Source organism: Spirosoma knui (assembly GCF_054780635.1).
In genome coordinates this window covers 450,523-466,908 of the sequence record NZ_BAAGVY010000001.1, presented here as the reverse complement: position 1 = coordinate 466,908, position 16,386 = coordinate 450,523, and the positions used below count along the sequence as shown (strand labels likewise).

Below are 16,386 nucleotides of genomic sequence, written 5' to 3'. Positions count from 1 at the left end.
CGAAAAGGGCGGGGTCGCCATGGGTTAGCGAAAACTATGCCAACCGACATGTAACCTACTGACCCTAATTAATTAATCGAACAACTGGCCCAAGAGAGACATTTTAGATAAACATAAATCTATAATTACCTTACTACTAATATGCTATAAAAAATGTGCGTACATCCAGTTAATTATAAATACGATTTACGCATATACATATACCTAATTACAATAATAGACACAGGCCACTCTGAATTTCATATACAGACTGTTGACGCTAGTGAGATACACAGAGCTGCCGACACCAACAATAGGCAGTATCCGTCTTGGCTTAAGTACACAAACGTAAAAGGCCACTCCAGATCTGGAGTGGCCTTTTACGTTTGTGTACCTGATTATTACAGGCTATATACGATCACTGACGAATTTCCTTGACTAGAAATCATAGCCTAAGGTGAGGTAAGCAATCGGTTTGCTCAGCACTTTGTCTTCGAGACCCCAGCCATAATCAAACTTGACGAAGTAGCCAAAGATCATGGTCCGCACACCGGCACCATAGCCGATGAGGAAGGGATTCTTGAAGTTTGTTACGGTTGCCCGGAACGGTATATTCCCCCCACCCACAACTTCGGTATTCAGACTGTTTTGCTGACTGAATGGGCCACTCCCCGTCCAGGCGGTGCCAATGTCGGTGAAAGCCACCAGCTGTAGGTTCCGGAGGAAGTTCGACGTAATGTTGCCCCGGTAGAGGTAACGTATCAGCGGCAATCGCAACTCGGCATTGAACAGCATGTAGCTATTGCCCGTTAATTTCCCTTGCCGGAAACCCCGCAACGGCGCAGCAAAATCAAGGAAGAACACATCCCGGTAGTCCGTTGGCACTTCGTTCAGTAAGGTATTCGGTACGAGCAGCGGATTAGACGTTACCAGTTCTTTCTGGTTAGCCCCAATCCAGTTTTCCATACCGCCCAGCGTGCTCTGTTTGGGCGAGGGTCCACCCGATTGACTAAAGGCAAAGCGAGCCGCCAGAATCAGGTCACGGTGGATTCGCTGGTAATGCCGTAAGTCAAGTGACAAGCGCCGGAAGCCTTCCGATGCCGAACGCAGACCGGCGTACTCTTCAAAGCGTAGTTTCAGTCGCGTTCCCATGGTCATGTTCATGCCATTGACCTTGGTGTTGTCGAATACAAACTCACCCCGCACACCGGCGTAATCAGATACGCGGTCGGGTTCGGCAAACGACGACAGATCGATCAGCCGCGTGATGGCATAGAACGGCGATACGGTGAAACGGCTATTCACCGATATAGGATAGGATGCCGACACCGCGAATCGGTTGTAGCGGTACTTCTGGGTAAACCCGGCATCCGGTGGCAAAAACAACGTCTGCCGGTCGACCCGAGCCCCAAAATCGACCCGGTGCGTCAGGTTGGAATATTCGGCGAACAGGTCACTGTTACGTAACGTGGTGGTGATAAAGCCGCCCGCCCGCAAGACATGGTTTTCCAGCAAGTCAGTCAACGTAACGTCCTGAGCGTAACCAAATCCCCGAATTGGGTCGATCCGCCAGTTCGACGTAGCCTCATTGATACCGAACAGCCCTTTGTAGTCAAATGGCCCGCGGATCGTAATGTTCTCCCGGCGACGATTGCGCGGGGGCGCAGTGGTGATGCTGGGCGTAACACCGGCGACCGAACGACGCTGGCGGTATTCAGCCGCTTTGAGCACTTCGGGATCAAACTGGTAATTATCGGTATCGACTTCACCAGGTTCCAAAGCCAAACGTTTGTCCGGGTCTGGCTGCAGACCACCTGATCCGGCGGTTCTGGTTTTACTGGTGTCGAGGGCCGCGGTCCGGTTTTGTTGCGCTGCCGTATCCGTTTTCACCTGCCCGCTTCTCGAGCTTGTGGCTGCGGGTCGCAAACTGCTGGCCCGCTGGGTCGGGGGCGATTGGACCGATTGAGTGAGATTCAACTGCGACCGAAACGCTACGTATTCTTCCCCGTTCTTCAGTGTGCTATACACAAAACCCCCATTGGCTGGATTCAAATCGTACAACCGAATGCTTTGTGGGAAAGCCGTTAGTTGAGCGACGGATTTGATTTCCGTATCAAGCTTATACAGGTTACGGATACCCGTCGCATCACTCAGGAAGAAGACGCTCGTTTCGCTGGCCGGCAGAGGCTGGGTCGCGTAGGTCAGTGAATCCGTTAAGCGAACCAGGGACAGATCACGGGCGCTGCCTTCGTGCGAAAACAGACTCAGTTGATCCCGAACGGTTTTATACGAGCCTTTATCGACCCCGAGCGTATCGTCTTTGCGGTTCGAGCTGAACACCACCTGCCGGGCCGTCCGTCCGACGAAGGCCGGGTACAGATCGTCGTACAAGTCATTGGTAAGCTGCTGATACGAACCCCGGTTGATGCTGTACAGGAACAGGTCGTTCTGCCCCTTCCGTTCGGCGCTTAAAATCAGGCTGCCCCCATCCTCGGAAGCATCCATCCAGACTACCTGCGAAAGGCCATTGACCTGCCGTTTGAAGAGCTGCTTAGGCCGTTTTTCGAAATTACCGAACTGATACAGATTGGTACGTCCTAACTCGTCGGTGATTACCAGCAGGTTGTTACCCTTTTGCCAGGCGACCAGCGGAGTACTGGTGCGGGTTGACTGCCCATCGAGCCGGTAGCCGCCTGCCAGCACCGTCGTTTTTTTCCGGTTCGTGGTGTTTACCACCTCAACGCTGAACTTACCGTCGCGCAGCACCGAATACGCAATGTATTGTTTATCGGGGCTAAGTTTCAGGCTGATTAAGACATTCTTCGCGTCGGCTGACCCAACTTTCAACTGAAAATCGTCGGCTGTACTGCGGTATGACTGCGATACGCTGTTAGCCATACCGGCGTAATACTCGCGCCATTCGCGCAGGAAGCGGCTGTACGGTATACCCAGCGTACTGGAAATGCTGCTTTGCTCGTTCCGGATGATTCGGGTTAGGTTCAGGATGTTCGATACGTTGTCGCGGCCGTACTTCTGAACGATATAGTTCCAGATCGAGTGACCAATGCGCTCGGCCTCCGCGCCCGATAACAGAGATGGTTTGCGGACGGGGTGATTCAACGATACGTCGCGCATGTAATCATCCAGTTCAAGGCTGTTGCCTTCGGCGATGTATGAAGCAATACCCGGCATAAACCAATCGGGCAAGGTCAGCAACAGCGAACTCTGTAAAGCATCTTTCAGGCTGCCGCCGTACAGCATATCATAGACGAACAGCATCGAAATGTCACGGATGATCTGCCGACGAAAACTGACCTGATCACCAGTGAAAGCCAGCTCGACCCGCGACTTAGACAGATCCTGCTCCCGGCTGCTTAGGCCACTCTGGGCGTTGAGTCCGATGTTGCTCTGCGCTAGCTCTTCCGGTGAATTGAACAGGAAGATCTTGATGCGATTATATGGCGTATACCCGAGCAGTTCCGTGATCCGGTCAAACTCCGACTCCGCGTACTGAGCGGTCAGGTTCGCGATCTGGGTTCCGTCCTGGTAATAATAAATCTCGAAGTTCGACGTCCGGATGATTTTCCAGTCGAAACCTCGGTATTGAATGCGGTTTTTACCGAACCGCTCAAGCGATGGATAGTTTTGAGCCGCGGCCATGCTTAAGCCGCCCAACCACAGGCCCAACAGCAGAATGTATTGATTTCGCATAACAGGTCAATCTTCTCAGAAGTCAGGAGCGAAGAGTGAGAATGGCTGACGCGTCCTATACCCGACACGTATAAATTCTTACTCCTCGCCCCTAACTTTCTAATTCCTTACAATAACGATATATACCGATTAATATTCGCTTCTGACTCCAAATCTTCGCCATCGAGCAGATGACGCGCAAACTGCTCCGCCAAATACGGCGACAGCGACACGCCTTTCGTACCCATGCCGCCAAAAATACCCACCGCCGACTGCCGGGGGTGCAGCCCTACAAAGGGCCGCCGGTCTTTGGTGGACGGGCGGATGCCAGCCTGCTGGGCTACAATCTGATACGGTACGTTCAGGACGCTGCTGACCTTCGATTCTAAGAACGCGCGACCATCGTCGGTTGTTTGCCAATCCAGATCATGCCAGGTGTAGGTAGCGCCTATTTTTAGTAACCCATCCCGCACCGGCAGGATAAACACCCCCTGATTGACGATATTCTTGATCGGGTACGAATCGACGGTAACTGTCAGGACCTGGCCTTTTACGGGATTATAGGGCAACCAGTTAAACAGCTCATTCTCCCTGCCCTGCGTACCATCGCAAAAGATCACGTTTCCAATTTCAATTTCTTTCCACTCGACCGCATTCTCCTTAATGATCAATTTGCTGGCATCTACTCGTCCTTCGTAATATTGATTTTTCCGCACGAAATAGCCTTTGATAATCCGCACAAATTCGGTCAGGTCAATCCACCCAGCCTGTGTGACTTCCAGTCCGCCGAAGGAGTTCTTAATAAAACCGCTGTACTGCTGATTATCAACCTGCGTAGACACGTAAGGCTGGAGGTCGGGTTGAGCTGCCAGAGCGAGGTAATCGGCCTGTTCGGCAGCAGAACGAAAAGGCCGGTAAATGCGGGTCGGATGAAAAAAACGGACGCCTAGCTGGCGTTCGATTGAGGTATAAAATTGATGCAGGAACGGAAACAGCTCATCGGCTTTCCAGGTTCGAACGAGTTTTCGGCCCGTCAGCGGATTCACGATTCCGGCGGCCACCGACGAAGCCGAAGGCAACGCGGGATCATCGGCCAGCAGTACGGTACAGCCGCGTTGATCCAGGGTCCAGGCCAGCACCGAACCGGCTACCCCCTGCCCTACAATCAGGAAATCGGCTTTCATTGCTAATTAATCAACGATGATGAGTTCGGCCAGCGGGCCGTTGTTTAGTTTTCCGAGTGATGCTCAGGCTTGTTTCCGGCGGGCGAGGGCTTCGCGATGCAGTTCCGATAGCCGCCGATCAGCCTGTTCGATTACCCAGTCGACCTGCTCTTCGATGGTCATGTGCGAAGTATCCAGCAACGTAGCATCGGGGGCTTGTACCAATGGGCTTTCGGAACGGGTTGTATCAATTAGATCGCGCTTTTCGAGATTCTTTACAATGTCGTCGAGGTTTACCAGCTCGCCTTTGGCCAGGAGTTCCTGCTGCCGACGCTGCGCCCGAATAAACGTATCGGCGGTCATAAACACTTTTACTTCGGCATCGGGAAACACCTTGGTACCAATGTCCCGCCCATCCATAACTACGCCCCGTTTGCGACCCATTTTCTGCTGCTGGGCAACCATAGCCCAACGAACTTCCGGAATGGCGCTGACCTCGCTGACGATGTTCGAGATATACATCTTCCGAATCTCCTCTTCCACGTTCAGCCCATTGAGACAGGTTTCGTTTTTGCCGGTCCGGGCGTTGTGGTTAAAGGTAATGTGGATACGTTCGAGCGCGGTGGTCACTTCTTTGTGGTTCGACAGCGTCACCCGCTCCTGAATAAAGAATAAGCTGACAGCCCGATACATGGCCCCCGTATCAATGTATCCGTAGCCCATTCGGGCGGCTACAGCTTTGGCGGTTGTGCTCTTCCCGCAACTTGAGTATCCGTCAATGGCAATTACGATCTTCGGCATGAAAACGACCCGCCGAAGCGGTAAGGTTTTGGCAAAATAACCACAAAAAACGCGGAGGGCAAAGGATGACGCGGGGTAAGTACCTTCGCAATGGTGACGTTGCAGGCGTTACGTCCTGCTACCAACTACGTTATATAACCAGCTCTTTATGCTCCGACCGAAGCAAGGCAAAGATATGCTCATCCAGGTATTGATTGTTTTTAACGGCGGCCTTCCGGTGAATAGCTTCGTGCCGATAACCCGCTGATTCGAGCACGCGCATGGACCCGATGTTGCCTTCGAGTACGCAGGCAAAAATGCGGTTGACCTGAAAATTCTGGAAGATATAGTTCGTCATAATCGGTACCGCTTCGGTCATGATGCCCCGCCCCCAGTAATCTTCACCCAGCCAATAGCCAATTTCGGCGTTATAGCGATAAATATCATCTTTAACCGTAAAGCCAATATTACCCACGGCCTGCCCGTCTATTTCAACGGCCAGGTTGTTCGGCTGCTGGTACGATTTATTCGAACGCACCCACGAGTGAGCATCCCGGGGCGTATATGGATAGGGAAAAAAGTCGCGTACATTATTCCAGATACGCCGGTTACTGGCGTGATGCGATAACGAATCTTCGTCTCCCTCGCGCCAGGGACGAAGGCGACCAACCGAAAGCTGAAACGTAATCAAAGTAGTAGTCAAGGGAGCGCAGGGTTTTACGTCAGTAACAACAGATTGCTCTAAATGTTAGCGCAACGTATCATTCATAAACACAACCGTTAAGCTGCGGGCACCGTGTGCACCAATCACTAACGATTGCTCAATGTCGGCGGTTTTGGATGGGCCCGCGATAAATACCCCGTAACTGAGTTGCGTCCGGTCGATTTGCTGGTACGCTACGTGCATATTCGGTACAAGCCGGGCCGGGTTGATCACCAGCACCAGGTGCTGCGCAATAAATGGAAGTGCGCGGTGAAACATGGCCGCTTCCGGCACCCAGATAGCGGAATTCTCGGCTACCGCAAATTCGCCTTGTAAGACTGCCACGTCAATCTGCTCCAGGATGACTTTGTCGGTCTGTGCATCGATCGTTGTCAATTCGATACCGGGAAGTGCTACGGCCGATACAATACGCTGTGCTTCCGGAAAGCGTTGCCGAAGGGGTTCCGCTAATGTCCCCCCCGCTCTAAGGTCGATCAACTGCCCCCCAACAAACGTCAGGGCGTCTTGAAACTGAGCGAGCAGATCGTCGGTCTCAGTTATGAATAAAGGAACTTCGGGCAGAGGAAGTGGCTCAGGTTTATTCTGGCGAATACGGTCAAGGAGTTGGTTGCGGGCAGTCATAGCGCCTGGATTGCGTTTGATACGTCAATACTACAAAAATAACTTCGTCCCTTTCCTACCCTATTTCACGCCCCACCTACCGACATTCGTCGGAAAAGGCAAAAGGTCGGCAATCCGGCACGCTAGTTTTGACTCATCAGGTCACAACAAGAGCCGCCATGAAACCGCCCTACGTCCTCTTTATTCTCGTCTTAATAACAAGTCCGCTGTTAGCCCAGGTCGCTCTAGTCGGTCGCGTACTGGACCAGAAAGGGCATGCTTTGCCCGGTGCGAACGTATTTCTGCGCGGTACCTACGACGGGGCCAATACCGACAGCACTGGAGCGTTCCGCTTCTCTACCTCCCGCCAGGACACAGCCACCCTGATGGTATCCTACATTGGCTACGAACCATTTGCTAAGAAAATTATCGTCGCACAGTCTAGCCCGCTAATCATTCGCCTGACCGAGATGGCCAATGAGCTAAATACGGTCGTCATAACGGCTGGGTCGTTCGAAGCGTCGGACGAAAAACGGATGACCATGCTGAAACCCATGGACATTGTCACGACCGCGGGAGCCGCAGCCGACATTACGGCCGCTATGAATCTGTTGCCCGGCACACAGCGCGTCGGGGAGCAGGAAGGTCTGTTTGTACGTGGTGGGTCTAATGCTGAAGCCAAAGTAGTGATCGACGGCATGATTGTTCAGAATCCATACTTTAGTTCACTACCCGATGTACAGTCGCGCGGCCGGTTTCAGCCTTTCATGTTCAAGGGGACGTCCTTCAGCACAGGCGGTTACTCGGCGCAGTACGGTCAGGCGCTGTCATCGGTACTCTTGCTGAACACTGTCGATAAAACGCAGAACGAAGGCTTGGGACTGAGCCTAAATCTGGCCAACGCGGGTATCAGCTACGATCACGCCAGCGAAAAATCGTCGATTTCGGCAACGGGTTACTACGGAAACCTGAAACCGCTTTTTGCGCTCGTTAAGCAAACCATTGAGTGGACGCGTGAGCCTGAGTTCGCTGGTTCTTCGCTCACCTACCGGCTTAAACCCAGCCAGACGGGTATGCTCAAGTTTTACGGCATGTACTCCGACAGCCGGTTAGGCATGAATTTTCGCGACCCATCAAACGAGCTTGGTTTAACCGCTTTACAACAGCATAACCGCAACTTCTTTACGACCAGTACGTACACCGACAGTTGGGCAAACGGTCGCTGGTCCTTAAACTCTGGTTTATCGTACAGCTACGATACCGATGCCACCACCTTCGATGCGCAGGATTTCGGCCGGTCGAGTGAACGCGCTCAGGGTCGGCTTGTCTTAACCCGACTTTTAGGCAGCAATAACTCGTTTCTGTTTGGGGCAGAAGCGCATTCCATCACCATCGGAAATTCAGTATTAGGCACCCAGTATAAGCTGCACGATGCGTATGGATCGGTGTTTGCGGAGTCCCAAACGTACCTGGGGCGTAACCTGGCGGTTCAATTGGGCCTGCGTGGTGAATATTCGTCCGTTATCGACCGGTTTAGCGTATCACCCCGCTTGTCGCTGGCGTATAAAACCGGCGTATTTAGTCAGGTCTCGCTGGCCTACGGACAGTTTTACCAAACCCCGGATTATCGTTATCTCTATCTAAACAAATCGCTTGATTTCGAACGGGCCGATCACCTGATTCTCAACTACCAGATCATCAAAAATAAGCGCACGTTCCGGATCGAAACCTTCTACAAGAATTACGCGCAACTGATACGTGAGTTCACCGGCCAACCCTTCGATGCCAATCCCTACCGCTTTCCCTGGGGACGTACTGACAACAGCGGCTCCGGTTACGCCAAAGGTTTTGATGTGTTCTGGCGCGACCAGAAAACCGTAAAAGGGCTGGACTACTGGGTTACGTATAGTTACGTTGACACCAAGCGTCTCTTTCAACAGTATACCGTTGCGGCCACGCCCACCTTTATCTCGAATCACAACATCAGCCTCATCACGAAGCGATATTTCGAGAAAATCAGCACGAACATGGGCCTGACGTACACCATCAGCAGCGGGCGGCCTTATTACAATCCTAACCGGAGTGATACTGATTTCCTGGCTGATCGTACACCCATTGTCAACAACCTGAGCTTTTCGGCCAGCCACGTCACCCGCATTAAACGAAACCTCGTCGTCTTATACGCATCGGTGGATAATATTCTGAACACGCAGAATGTGTTCACGTACCGCTACGCTCCCAATCGCGATGGCGGACCGAGCCAGACGCGCTACGCTGTTGGTCCGCAATCGTACCGGAGTTTCTTCGTCGGCGGCCTAGTCATGCTTTCGAAGAAAGCTAAAGTCAATATCAACGAATTGTAACATCGATCATCAACTTACGCATGAAAACGGCCAACGAAACACAAAAGACCGCTGTCGTAGCCGCCGAAGAAGCAGCGATACGCCAAGTTTTTGCCCAATTGGAATCCGCCTGGAACGATGGTGATGCCGACGCGTTCGTCCAATGCATGACTGACGACTGCGATTACATCACCTTCGCTGGTCAACACATCAAAGGGCGCGAAGCCAACCGAAAAATTCACGAAGAGCTGTTTAACTCGTGGGCACTAAAAGGCTCTCTTATGCGACCGGGCGCTACTCCGCCAACCGTTGTTTTACTAAGCCCAACCGTGGCGCTCATGCACTCAACAGGTGTTATCCAACTTCGCTTTCATAAGCAGCCTCCGGCAAGTAGACAGTCGATTCAGACAACGGTCTTAATTAAGACGAATTGCAGTTGGAAGGTCCGCGCTTTTCATAACTGCCGGATTCAACAGCCGGGTATTTTTCAGCGCTTACTCATGTCTTTTGGTAGTAAACAATCATCCTCTAAAACCAATAAACCAATGAAAACGATTGCCATTGTACTCATCACAGTCCTAACGTTTGGGCTAACATCTGTTTGGGCTCAGTCAGAGCAGTATAAGCAAGCCATGGCCCAGGCAATTGGCGATATGCAGAACACAAGTCAAAAATCACCAACTGCCGACATACTCGCTTCTGCCAACAAGTTTGAACGTATCGCGAATGCAGAGCCGAAGGAGTGGTTACCCCGTTACTATGCTGGACTTAACTACGTGTACCTGGGCTTTATGGGCAAAGACGAAGCCGAAAAAGATAAGTTTCTCGATCAGGCAGACGTAAACCTGAAAGCCGCCGAAGCACTATCGCCGGCTAACGATGAACTGGCTGTATTAAAAGCGTACATTGCACAGGCTCGCATGGTTGTTGACCCAACGAACCGCTGGCAACAATACGGCCCGTTATTTCAGGCGGGTATCGAAAAGGCGAAAAGTTTGAATCCGGCGAATCCACGCCCGTATGCGCTCGAAGGCTCCTCACTTATGTACACGCCCGAGCAGTTCGGCGGTGGCCCTAGTACGGGTTGCCCGGTGCTTAAGCAGGCCGTAGAAAAATTTGCTACATTTAAACCAGCTAGTGAGCTGCATCCGGCCTGGGGCCAGAAAAATATCGAACCCCTACTGGCAAAGTGCAAATAGCGGTCGTTGGGACTGAGTTGGCAACCCCATTCATGGGCTAGAATCAGCTCACTCCTTCACCCCTGACAGACTCTCTCTATGACGCGTGAACAATTAATCGGCACCATCGGCAAGAACGGCCGACGCCTGAAAATGAGGGCTTCGGACATGGCTGACTTCGACTTTAGCGGCCTCGACCTGACCCAGGCGGATCTGCGTTTTTCTAACTTGGCGCGGGCTAACTTTCGGGGAGCGATACTGCGACAGGCTGACCTCAGCTTTTCTGACCTGAATGGGGCCGATTTTACGGATGCTGATTTGTACGAAGCCAATCTTAGCTTCAGTGGCCTGGAAGGTACGAACCTGACCGGCGCGAACGTCGAAGGCGCAAAATTCAACTTTTCGGGACGTGGAAATTACCGAACTGGACTGATCCGGCCCGAACGCATCACCTTAACCAACTTGCTGCAAAAGCCGGGTTGGGGTATCCTGATCGGGTCCATCCTGGGGGCTTTGCTGGTATATGGATGCAGTGGTGTTATTTATTTTACCACTCTGATTGTGACCGCAAAAGACCCACTTATTGCTGGCCTTTACCGGTTTGTGATTACCCAGAACATTTTGAATGGAGCCGCAGCGTTCTTAATTACGTGGGCTTTATTTGGCTGGTTAACCAATCGGTTTTCACAAGTCTGGGTACGGCACGTAGTGATCAGTGGCATTATTCTCATCGATTTTCTGGTGGTAACAACCATTGCTTACTTCTGGGTAGGCCGGGAAGTTTTAAACCAGTTAGCAAAACGCCCCGAGTATATCGGTGAGAATGCTCCCTGGTTTGTATATGCACTCGGCAACGTATTAATCGCCAACGTGTTTCTGTACGTCCTGCAACAAGGCCGCCAGTTAACCCGCAAACTCTCGGAACAGGAATACCAGCTGCTTAATCTTGAAAAGCTAAAAACCCGCGCCGAACTCGACGCCTTACAGGCTAAAATCAATCCGCACTTTCTGTACAACGCCCTCAACAGCATTGCCAGCCTGGTGCATGACAACCCGGATAAGGCCGAAGAGATGACCTTGCTCTTATCGAAACTGTTTCGTTATTCGACGGGACGTAATGGCGAGTTGTTCGCGACGCTGGCCGATGAACTGGAGATGGTGCGGACGTATCTGCAAGTCGAGCAGGTGCGATTTGGAAACCGGTTAACCTTTAGCGTCGACGTATCAGACCCGGCCCTGAACGATCTGAAATTACCCCAGTTTCTGCTCCAGCCCATCGTTGAGAATGCCATCAAACACGGCATTGCCAAACTCGCCGATATGGGGCGCATCGACGTTCGGATCTACCGCAAGAATGACGCCCTGCATTTGTGCGTCCACGACAATGGTCCGGCTTTTCCCGACGACATGGATGGGGGTTATGGCTTACGTAGCATCCAGGACAAGCTCAAACTGCTGTACGGCGACGAGGCCACCATCGAATTTCAGAACTGGCCACTGAAACAGGTGCTGTTATCAATACAGATGGACAAAATTCAGGGGAAGCACCCTGCTATGAAACCTACTACTGAAAGCGTATGATCTTTCCATTAAAAACGTTATTGATTGATGACGAGTCGTTAGCCATTAGCCGTCTGCGTCGATTATTGGACAAGCACCGCGACACATTTGACGTCATTGGTGAAGCCGCTAATGGAGCCGAAGGCCTGACACTTATTGAAAGCGAACGACCCGATGTTATTTTCCTGGACATCGAAATGCCACTCTTGAACGGCTTCGATATGTTATCCCGATTAACTACGGTGCCGATGGTCGTTTTCGCGACCGCCTTCAACCAATACGCCATTCGGGCCTTCGAAGAAAACTCGGTCGATTACCTGCTCAAGCCCATCGAAGCCGAACGGTTAGCGCGTACGGCGCAGAAAATTCGGGCGCTGGTCGAACGTACTGAAGTAGGTCAGCCACTCAACAACCCCATGACCGAGAATGTAATGCGGCTGATTGCGCAGATGCAGCCGAAGAAAGAGGTGTATTCGATCTCGGTTAAAACCGGCGATAAAATCAAACTGATTCCTTTGTCGGACATTGCCTTTTTTGAGGCTGAAGACAAGTACGTCTTCCTGGCCACTATGGACGGTCAGAAGTTCCTAACAACCTATACGCTGACAACGCTGTCCGAAAAGCTACCCGATACGTTCGTACGGGTAAGCCGTTCCGTAATGGTTAACCGGCATAAGATTGCCGAGGTTCACCGGCATTTCGACGGAAAATTCCTGCTCGCGTTAACGGATAAGAAAGCCACAAAAGTCACGACCGGCAGTACGTATGGTGATACCGTACGGCAGCTGCTGGAGTTGTAATAGGAACCATGAAAGCAGCCACGGAACGTAAACTTATTCGCTGGTTTCACATTCTGGCCAGCATTCCCATTTTGGGCTATATCTACGGGCCCGTCGCTACATTGCCCGAACCAGCCTTCGCGGTAAAATTTGTGATCCTGCCCGCCGTTGTACTATCGGGGTTCTGGCTATGGCTGGGGCATTACGTCCGAAAATGGTGGCGTACTACTAGGTAACGCACTGCTAAGTGGCGTACTGCCGGAGGGCATGTTCACTAACCCGGGGAAGCCGCTATTTTTGCGGGAAGATTGACAGTTTATGAGCAAGAAAAACCGAAACGGGATTGTGTATTCAACCAATCCTGACTTTGACTACCAGTCCGACGAGCAACCGGAAGCCGAAACACTGCCACCGACTCAGCAGAACCTTAAAATATGGCTGGTGAAACTCGGCGGGAATAAGGTTGTAACCGCCGTTCGGGGATTTATCGGCACCGATGCTGATTTAGCCGAGCTGGGTAAACAACTGAAAGCCACCTGCGGGGCAGGCGGCTCTACAAAAGACGACGAAATTCTAATTCAGGGCGACCACCGCGACAAAGTCCTGACGTGGCTCACCAATAAAGGCTACAAAGCGAAGAAAGCAGGTGGGTGAGGTTAGTCTATTCCACCCATCCACTTTCTGAGTGGCTTCACAAAGAGCAGCATCAATACACCTGCCCCAATGCTGAACAAGGCTACACTCTGGAACATCTCGGGCATCTGCTGAACGTTGTTTTCCTCGAAGCCTCCGGCGAATAAACCTGCAATCAGATTCCCTAACGACGACCCAACGAACCACAGGCCCATTAACTGACTGGTATACCGTTTAGGCGCCAGCTTAGAAAACGCACTTAAGCCCACCGGACTGAGGAACAACTCACCCAGCGTAAAGAAAAGATACGTAGTGGCTAAATAAAAAGGGGACGTACGGGTACCGGTCAGGGCCAGCTTTGAAGCGACAACCATCACGACGTAGGCCAGTCCGAGTAAAACCAGGCTGGTTGCAAACTTGGCGGGTACGGAATAGTTGATTTTACGATTTGCCAGGAATACCCATAAGGCCGCCAGCACCGGCGAAAAAATAAGGATGAAGGCAGGGTTAAGGTTCTGGAACCAGCTCGATGGCATTTGCCAGCCAAACAAGTTGAGATCAGTATATCGGTCGGCAAAGATTTGCAGCGATGAGCCCTGCTGTTCGTTTCCGGCCCAGTAAACTGCCGATGCGAGGAAAAATATAAAGAGTACCACGACTCGTTTCTTTTCAACGACATCTAGTCCTCCAGCAATCAGGATATAGGCAAACCCTCCCAGCGCAACCAGCGAAATAATAGTACCCATCGCCTTGGCTAGACCCTGCGCAGTCGTTAAATCTAGGACATGCGTCAGTTGAAGTACGGCCAGTAAGACTACAATCACGGCCAGAAACACAAGCAGAGACCGGTTACCATTCGAGGATTTATCGGTACTTGCGGGCTGCGCTACGTAATTGCCATACTCGCCAAGGTAACGTTGCCCTAATGTTCGAAACGTAATGATACCCAGAGCCATCGCCACAGCGGCTGCGCCGAAGCCATAATGCCAGCCCACCTTCTGCCCCAGGTAACCAACAATTGAGATACCGAGCAGTGAACCGGTATTGATGCCCATGTAGAAAATCGAGAAGGCCGCGTCTTTACGAGCTCCGCCTTCAGGGTACAGTTCACCTACAATGCTACTGATGTTAGGTTTCAATAAACCAGTTCCAAGCGCTACTGTGCAAAGTCCCAGGTAGAAAATTCCTGATCCGGACGGAATGGCCAGGATGATGTGGCCGAGCATGATTACCAGCCCACCGTACCAGATGGATTTACGTTGGCCGATTACATTATCAGCAATCCAACCGCCCGGTACGGAAAGCAGATACACCGAAGCGGTATAAATACCGTAGATAGCCGCACCCTCACTTTCGGTCAGGCCCATGCCGCCCCGGACGTTATCGATCAGGAACAGCAACAGAATGGCCCGCATACCGTAGTAGCTAAACCGCTCCCACATCTCGGTGAAAAACAAAACAAAAAGACCCACCGGGTGGCCAAGTAAAGTAGCCTGACGGGCGGGTTTGTTGATGGTCGATTCCATGCAGTTAGGTTAAACGGTCTATTGACCGAAGAATATAGCTTAGTTAACGAAGAAAATAGCCGCAAAGATACCTATAACCCGCGAATTGTAGCCAACCGAACCCCTGATGTCATTTGATGCTTAACTTGCAGATGTCAATCCGCATGCGCAATGCTTCTTCCCTTCGATTTTCAGAAAGACCCCTATCTCATTCTCGATTTTTCCGCGACCAATCCAGACCTCGCTACGCTTGATCTGACCAATACCGCTACGTTTACGGACTACGTAGTTGGCAAGCTTAGGTCGGCAGGTGCGAAAGTAGGAGTTGGCGGCTACAATGAACATCGGGTTATCTACCGTCGAAGTTCTCATTTCCAGCAGACAACGGCTGACCCGCGCGAAATTCACCTCGGTATCGACCTATGGGCTGACGCGGGAACGCCCGTTTTTGCGCCTTTAGATGGTGTGGTACAGAGTTTTCAAGATAACGCTAACTTCGGTGATTACGGCCCTACCATAATCCTCGAACACCGCATTGACGACAAGCCTTTATTCAGTTTATACGGCCATTTAACCCGCTCATCGCTAAATGGTTTGTATGAGGGCAAAGACGTAAAAGCAGGCCAGAAGATCGCCGAGATTGGCCCCTACCCCGACAATGGCGACTGGCCTCCACACCTCCACTTCCAACTCATGACCGACATGCTGGGCTTAAAAGGTGACTTCCCCGGCGTGTGTTCATTAGCTGACCGAGAGAAGTTTCTGGCTATCTGTCCGAATCCGAATAGCCTGTTACGTATTTCAGGATTACTCTAGCCCGAAACAAACGTAAGGTTACATGCGTACGCAGAATTAAAACTTTCAAAATATTTTGAAATAATAAAAACATTAATTTACATTTGGGCATGACATTCGAAGAAGCTAAAGACAAATTCATTCATACCTGGGGCACACTCGCTACGCAATGGGGCATTAACCGCTCGATGGCTCAGCTTCACGCCCTTTTGTTGATTGCTCCGGAAGCGATGTCGACTGAGGATGTCATGGAACAACTTCAAATCTCAAGAGGTAATGCCAGCATGAACCTTCGCGATTTGATGGATTGGGGGCTAATTTATAAGCAGTTAAAACCAGGTGAGCGTCGGGAATTTTTCGTTGCCGAGAAAGATATCTGGAAGGTAGCCCGGCAGGTAGCCAAAGAACGTCGTCGTCGTGAAATAACGCCCGTCGTCGAGGTGTTGAATGAGTTAAAGTCAATCCCAACCGATACGCCCGAAGCTCAGGAGTTTCAACGAGTGATGACTGGTCTGAGTAGCGTTGTTGGTTTTGCCGATAGCACCTTGAACGCAGTCATTAAAGCCGAAGAGAACTGGTTGATGGGACAGTTTCTGAAAGTATTCCGGTAATATTTCTTGTTTTTACATTTCAAAAATTTCTGAAATTTCAAAACAAT

Annotated in this window: 14 protein-coding genes; 8 read left to right on the top strand and 6 right to left on the bottom strand. The window is 51.3% G+C overall.

Annotation, left to right across the window (positions count from 1 at the left end; genetic code table 11):
• Positions 1-417: 417 nt before the first annotated feature.
• From ACYVIY_RS01935 to ACYVIY_RS01915, 5 genes are all read right to left on the bottom strand, one after another.
• On the bottom strand, positions 418-3,690 hold the full coding sequence (locus ACYVIY_RS01935; RefSeq protein ID WP_460974563.1) for a hypothetical protein: 3,273 nt from the start codon (positions 3,688-3,690) through the stop codon (positions 418-420).
• 107 nt (positions 3,691-3,797) lie between these two features.
• Complete coding sequence (locus ACYVIY_RS01930) at positions 3,798-4,853, bottom strand: NAD(P)/FAD-dependent oxidoreductase (RefSeq protein WP_460974562.1); 1,056 nt, start codon at positions 4,851-4,853, stop codon at positions 3,798-3,800.
• 63 nt (positions 4,854-4,916) lie between these two features.
• A complete protein-coding gene (gene cmk, locus ACYVIY_RS01925) occupies positions 4,917-5,633 on the bottom strand; it encodes a (d)CMP kinase (RefSeq protein WP_460974561.1) in 717 nt (238 codons plus the stop codon).
• A 130-nt stretch (positions 5,634-5,763) separates the two neighbouring features.
• Positions 5,764-6,315: a GNAT family N-acetyltransferase gene (locus tag ACYVIY_RS01920; RefSeq protein WP_460974560.1), complete on the bottom strand. Its 552-nt coding sequence runs from the start codon at positions 6,313-6,315 to the stop codon at positions 5,764-5,766.
• A gap of 45 nt (positions 6,316-6,360) precedes the next feature.
• Positions 6,361-6,957, bottom strand: coding sequence for a LutC/YkgG family protein (locus tag ACYVIY_RS01915; protein ID WP_460974559.1), 597 nt, complete (start codon positions 6,955-6,957; stop codon positions 6,361-6,363).
• 158 nt (positions 6,958-7,115) lie between these two features.
• On the opposite strand from ACYVIY_RS01915, the gene ACYVIY_RS01910 reads away from it, so the two are divergent.
• The 6 genes from ACYVIY_RS01910 to ACYVIY_RS01885 all read left to right on the top strand — a co-directional run bounded on the left by ACYVIY_RS01910 (position 7,116) and on the right by ACYVIY_RS01885 (position 13,449).
• A complete protein-coding gene (locus ACYVIY_RS01910; protein ID WP_460974558.1) occupies positions 7,116-9,299 on the top strand; it encodes a TonB-dependent receptor in 2,184 nt (727 codons plus the stop codon).
• A 20-nt stretch (positions 9,300-9,319) separates the two neighbouring features.
• Entirely contained in the window at positions 9,320-10,477 is a 1,158-nt protein-coding gene (locus ACYVIY_RS01905) for an SgcJ/EcaC family oxidoreductase (RefSeq protein ID WP_460974557.1), read from the top strand.
• A gap of 78 nt (positions 10,478-10,555) precedes the next feature.
• The gene (locus tag ACYVIY_RS01900; RefSeq protein WP_460974556.1) at positions 10,556-12,037 is read left to right on the top strand and encodes a histidine kinase; all 1,482 of its coding nucleotides are present in this window, start codon (positions 10,556-10,558) and stop codon (positions 12,035-12,037) included.
• A complete protein-coding gene (locus tag ACYVIY_RS01895; RefSeq protein WP_460974555.1) occupies positions 12,034-12,816 on the top strand; it encodes a LytR/AlgR family response regulator transcription factor in 783 nt (260 codons plus the stop codon). The genes ACYVIY_RS01900 and ACYVIY_RS01895 overlap by 4 nt, the downstream gene beginning before the upstream one ends.
• Before the next feature lie 8 nt (positions 12,817-12,824).
• Positions 12,825-13,031 carry a hypothetical protein gene (locus ACYVIY_RS01890; protein WP_460974553.1) on the top strand — a complete coding sequence of 69 codons (207 nt, stop codon included), beginning with the start codon at positions 12,825-12,827 and terminating at the stop codon, positions 13,029-13,031.
• 82 nt (positions 13,032-13,113) lie between these two features.
• Entirely contained in the window at positions 13,114-13,449 is a 336-nt protein-coding gene (locus ACYVIY_RS01885; protein WP_460974552.1) for a translation initiation factor, read from the top strand.
• 2 nt (positions 13,450-13,451) lie between these two features.
• On the opposite strand, the gene ACYVIY_RS01880 is transcribed toward ACYVIY_RS01885, so the two are convergent.
• On the bottom strand, positions 13,452-14,954 hold the full coding sequence (locus tag ACYVIY_RS01880) for a peptide MFS transporter (protein WP_460974551.1): 1,503 nt from the start codon (positions 14,952-14,954) through the stop codon (positions 13,452-13,454).
• Between the two features lie 150 nt (positions 14,955-15,104).
• Between ACYVIY_RS01880 and ACYVIY_RS01875 the strand changes: the two genes are divergently transcribed.
• Both ACYVIY_RS01875 and ACYVIY_RS01870 read left to right on the top strand, forming a co-directional pair.
• Positions 15,105-15,749 carry a peptidoglycan DD-metalloendopeptidase family protein gene (locus tag ACYVIY_RS01875; RefSeq protein WP_460974550.1) on the top strand — a complete coding sequence of 215 codons (645 nt, stop codon included), beginning with the start codon at positions 15,105-15,107 and terminating at the stop codon, positions 15,747-15,749.
• A gap of 89 nt (positions 15,750-15,838) precedes the next feature.
• Positions 15,839-16,339: a GbsR/MarR family transcriptional regulator gene (locus ACYVIY_RS01870; protein WP_460974549.1), complete on the top strand. Its 501-nt coding sequence runs from the start codon at positions 15,839-15,841 to the stop codon at positions 16,337-16,339.
• Positions 16,340-16,386 lie beyond the last annotated feature (47 nt).

What these genes read in the sequence shown, in the direction of transcription:
- ACYVIY_RS01935 (WP_460974563.1), bottom strand. Translation starts at nt 3,690, where the DNA reads ATGCGAAATCAATACATTCTGCTGTTGGGCCTGTGGTTGGGCGGCTTA.
- ACYVIY_RS01930 (WP_460974562.1), bottom strand. Translation starts at nt 4,853, where the DNA reads ATGAAAGCCGATTTCCTGATTGTAGGGCAGGGGGTAGCCGGTTCGGTG.
- cmk (WP_460974561.1), bottom strand. Translation starts at nt 5,633, where the DNA reads ATGCCGAAGATCGTAATTGCCATTGACGGATACTCAAGTTGCGGGAAG.
- ACYVIY_RS01915 (WP_460974559.1), bottom strand. Translation starts at nt 6,957, where the DNA reads ATGACTGCCCGCAACCAACTCCTTGACCGTATTCGCCAGAATAAACCT.
- ACYVIY_RS01910 (WP_460974558.1), top strand. Translation starts at nt 7,116, where the DNA reads ATGAAACCGCCCTACGTCCTCTTTATTCTCGTCTTAATAACAAGTCCG.
- ACYVIY_RS01905 (WP_460974557.1), top strand. Translation starts at nt 9,320, where the DNA reads ATGAAAACGGCCAACGAAACACAAAAGACCGCTGTCGTAGCCGCCGAA.
- ACYVIY_RS01900 (WP_460974556.1), top strand. Translation starts at nt 10,556, where the DNA reads ATGACGCGTGAACAATTAATCGGCACCATCGGCAAGAACGGCCGACGC.
- ACYVIY_RS01895 (WP_460974555.1), top strand. Translation starts at nt 12,034, where the DNA reads ATGATCTTTCCATTAAAAACGTTATTGATTGATGACGAGTCGTTAGCC.
- ACYVIY_RS01890 (WP_460974553.1), top strand. Translation starts at nt 12,825, where the DNA reads ATGAAAGCAGCCACGGAACGTAAACTTATTCGCTGGTTTCACATTCTG.
- ACYVIY_RS01885 (WP_460974552.1), top strand. Translation starts at nt 13,114, where the DNA reads ATGAGCAAGAAAAACCGAAACGGGATTGTGTATTCAACCAATCCTGAC.
- ACYVIY_RS01880 (WP_460974551.1), bottom strand. Translation starts at nt 14,954, where the DNA reads ATGGAATCGACCATCAACAAACCCGCCCGTCAGGCTACTTTACTTGGC.
- ACYVIY_RS01875 (WP_460974550.1), top strand. Translation starts at nt 15,105, where the DNA reads ATGCTTCTTCCCTTCGATTTTCAGAAAGACCCCTATCTCATTCTCGAT.
- ACYVIY_RS01870 (WP_460974549.1), top strand. Translation starts at nt 15,839, where the DNA reads ATGACATTCGAAGAAGCTAAAGACAAATTCATTCATACCTGGGGCACA.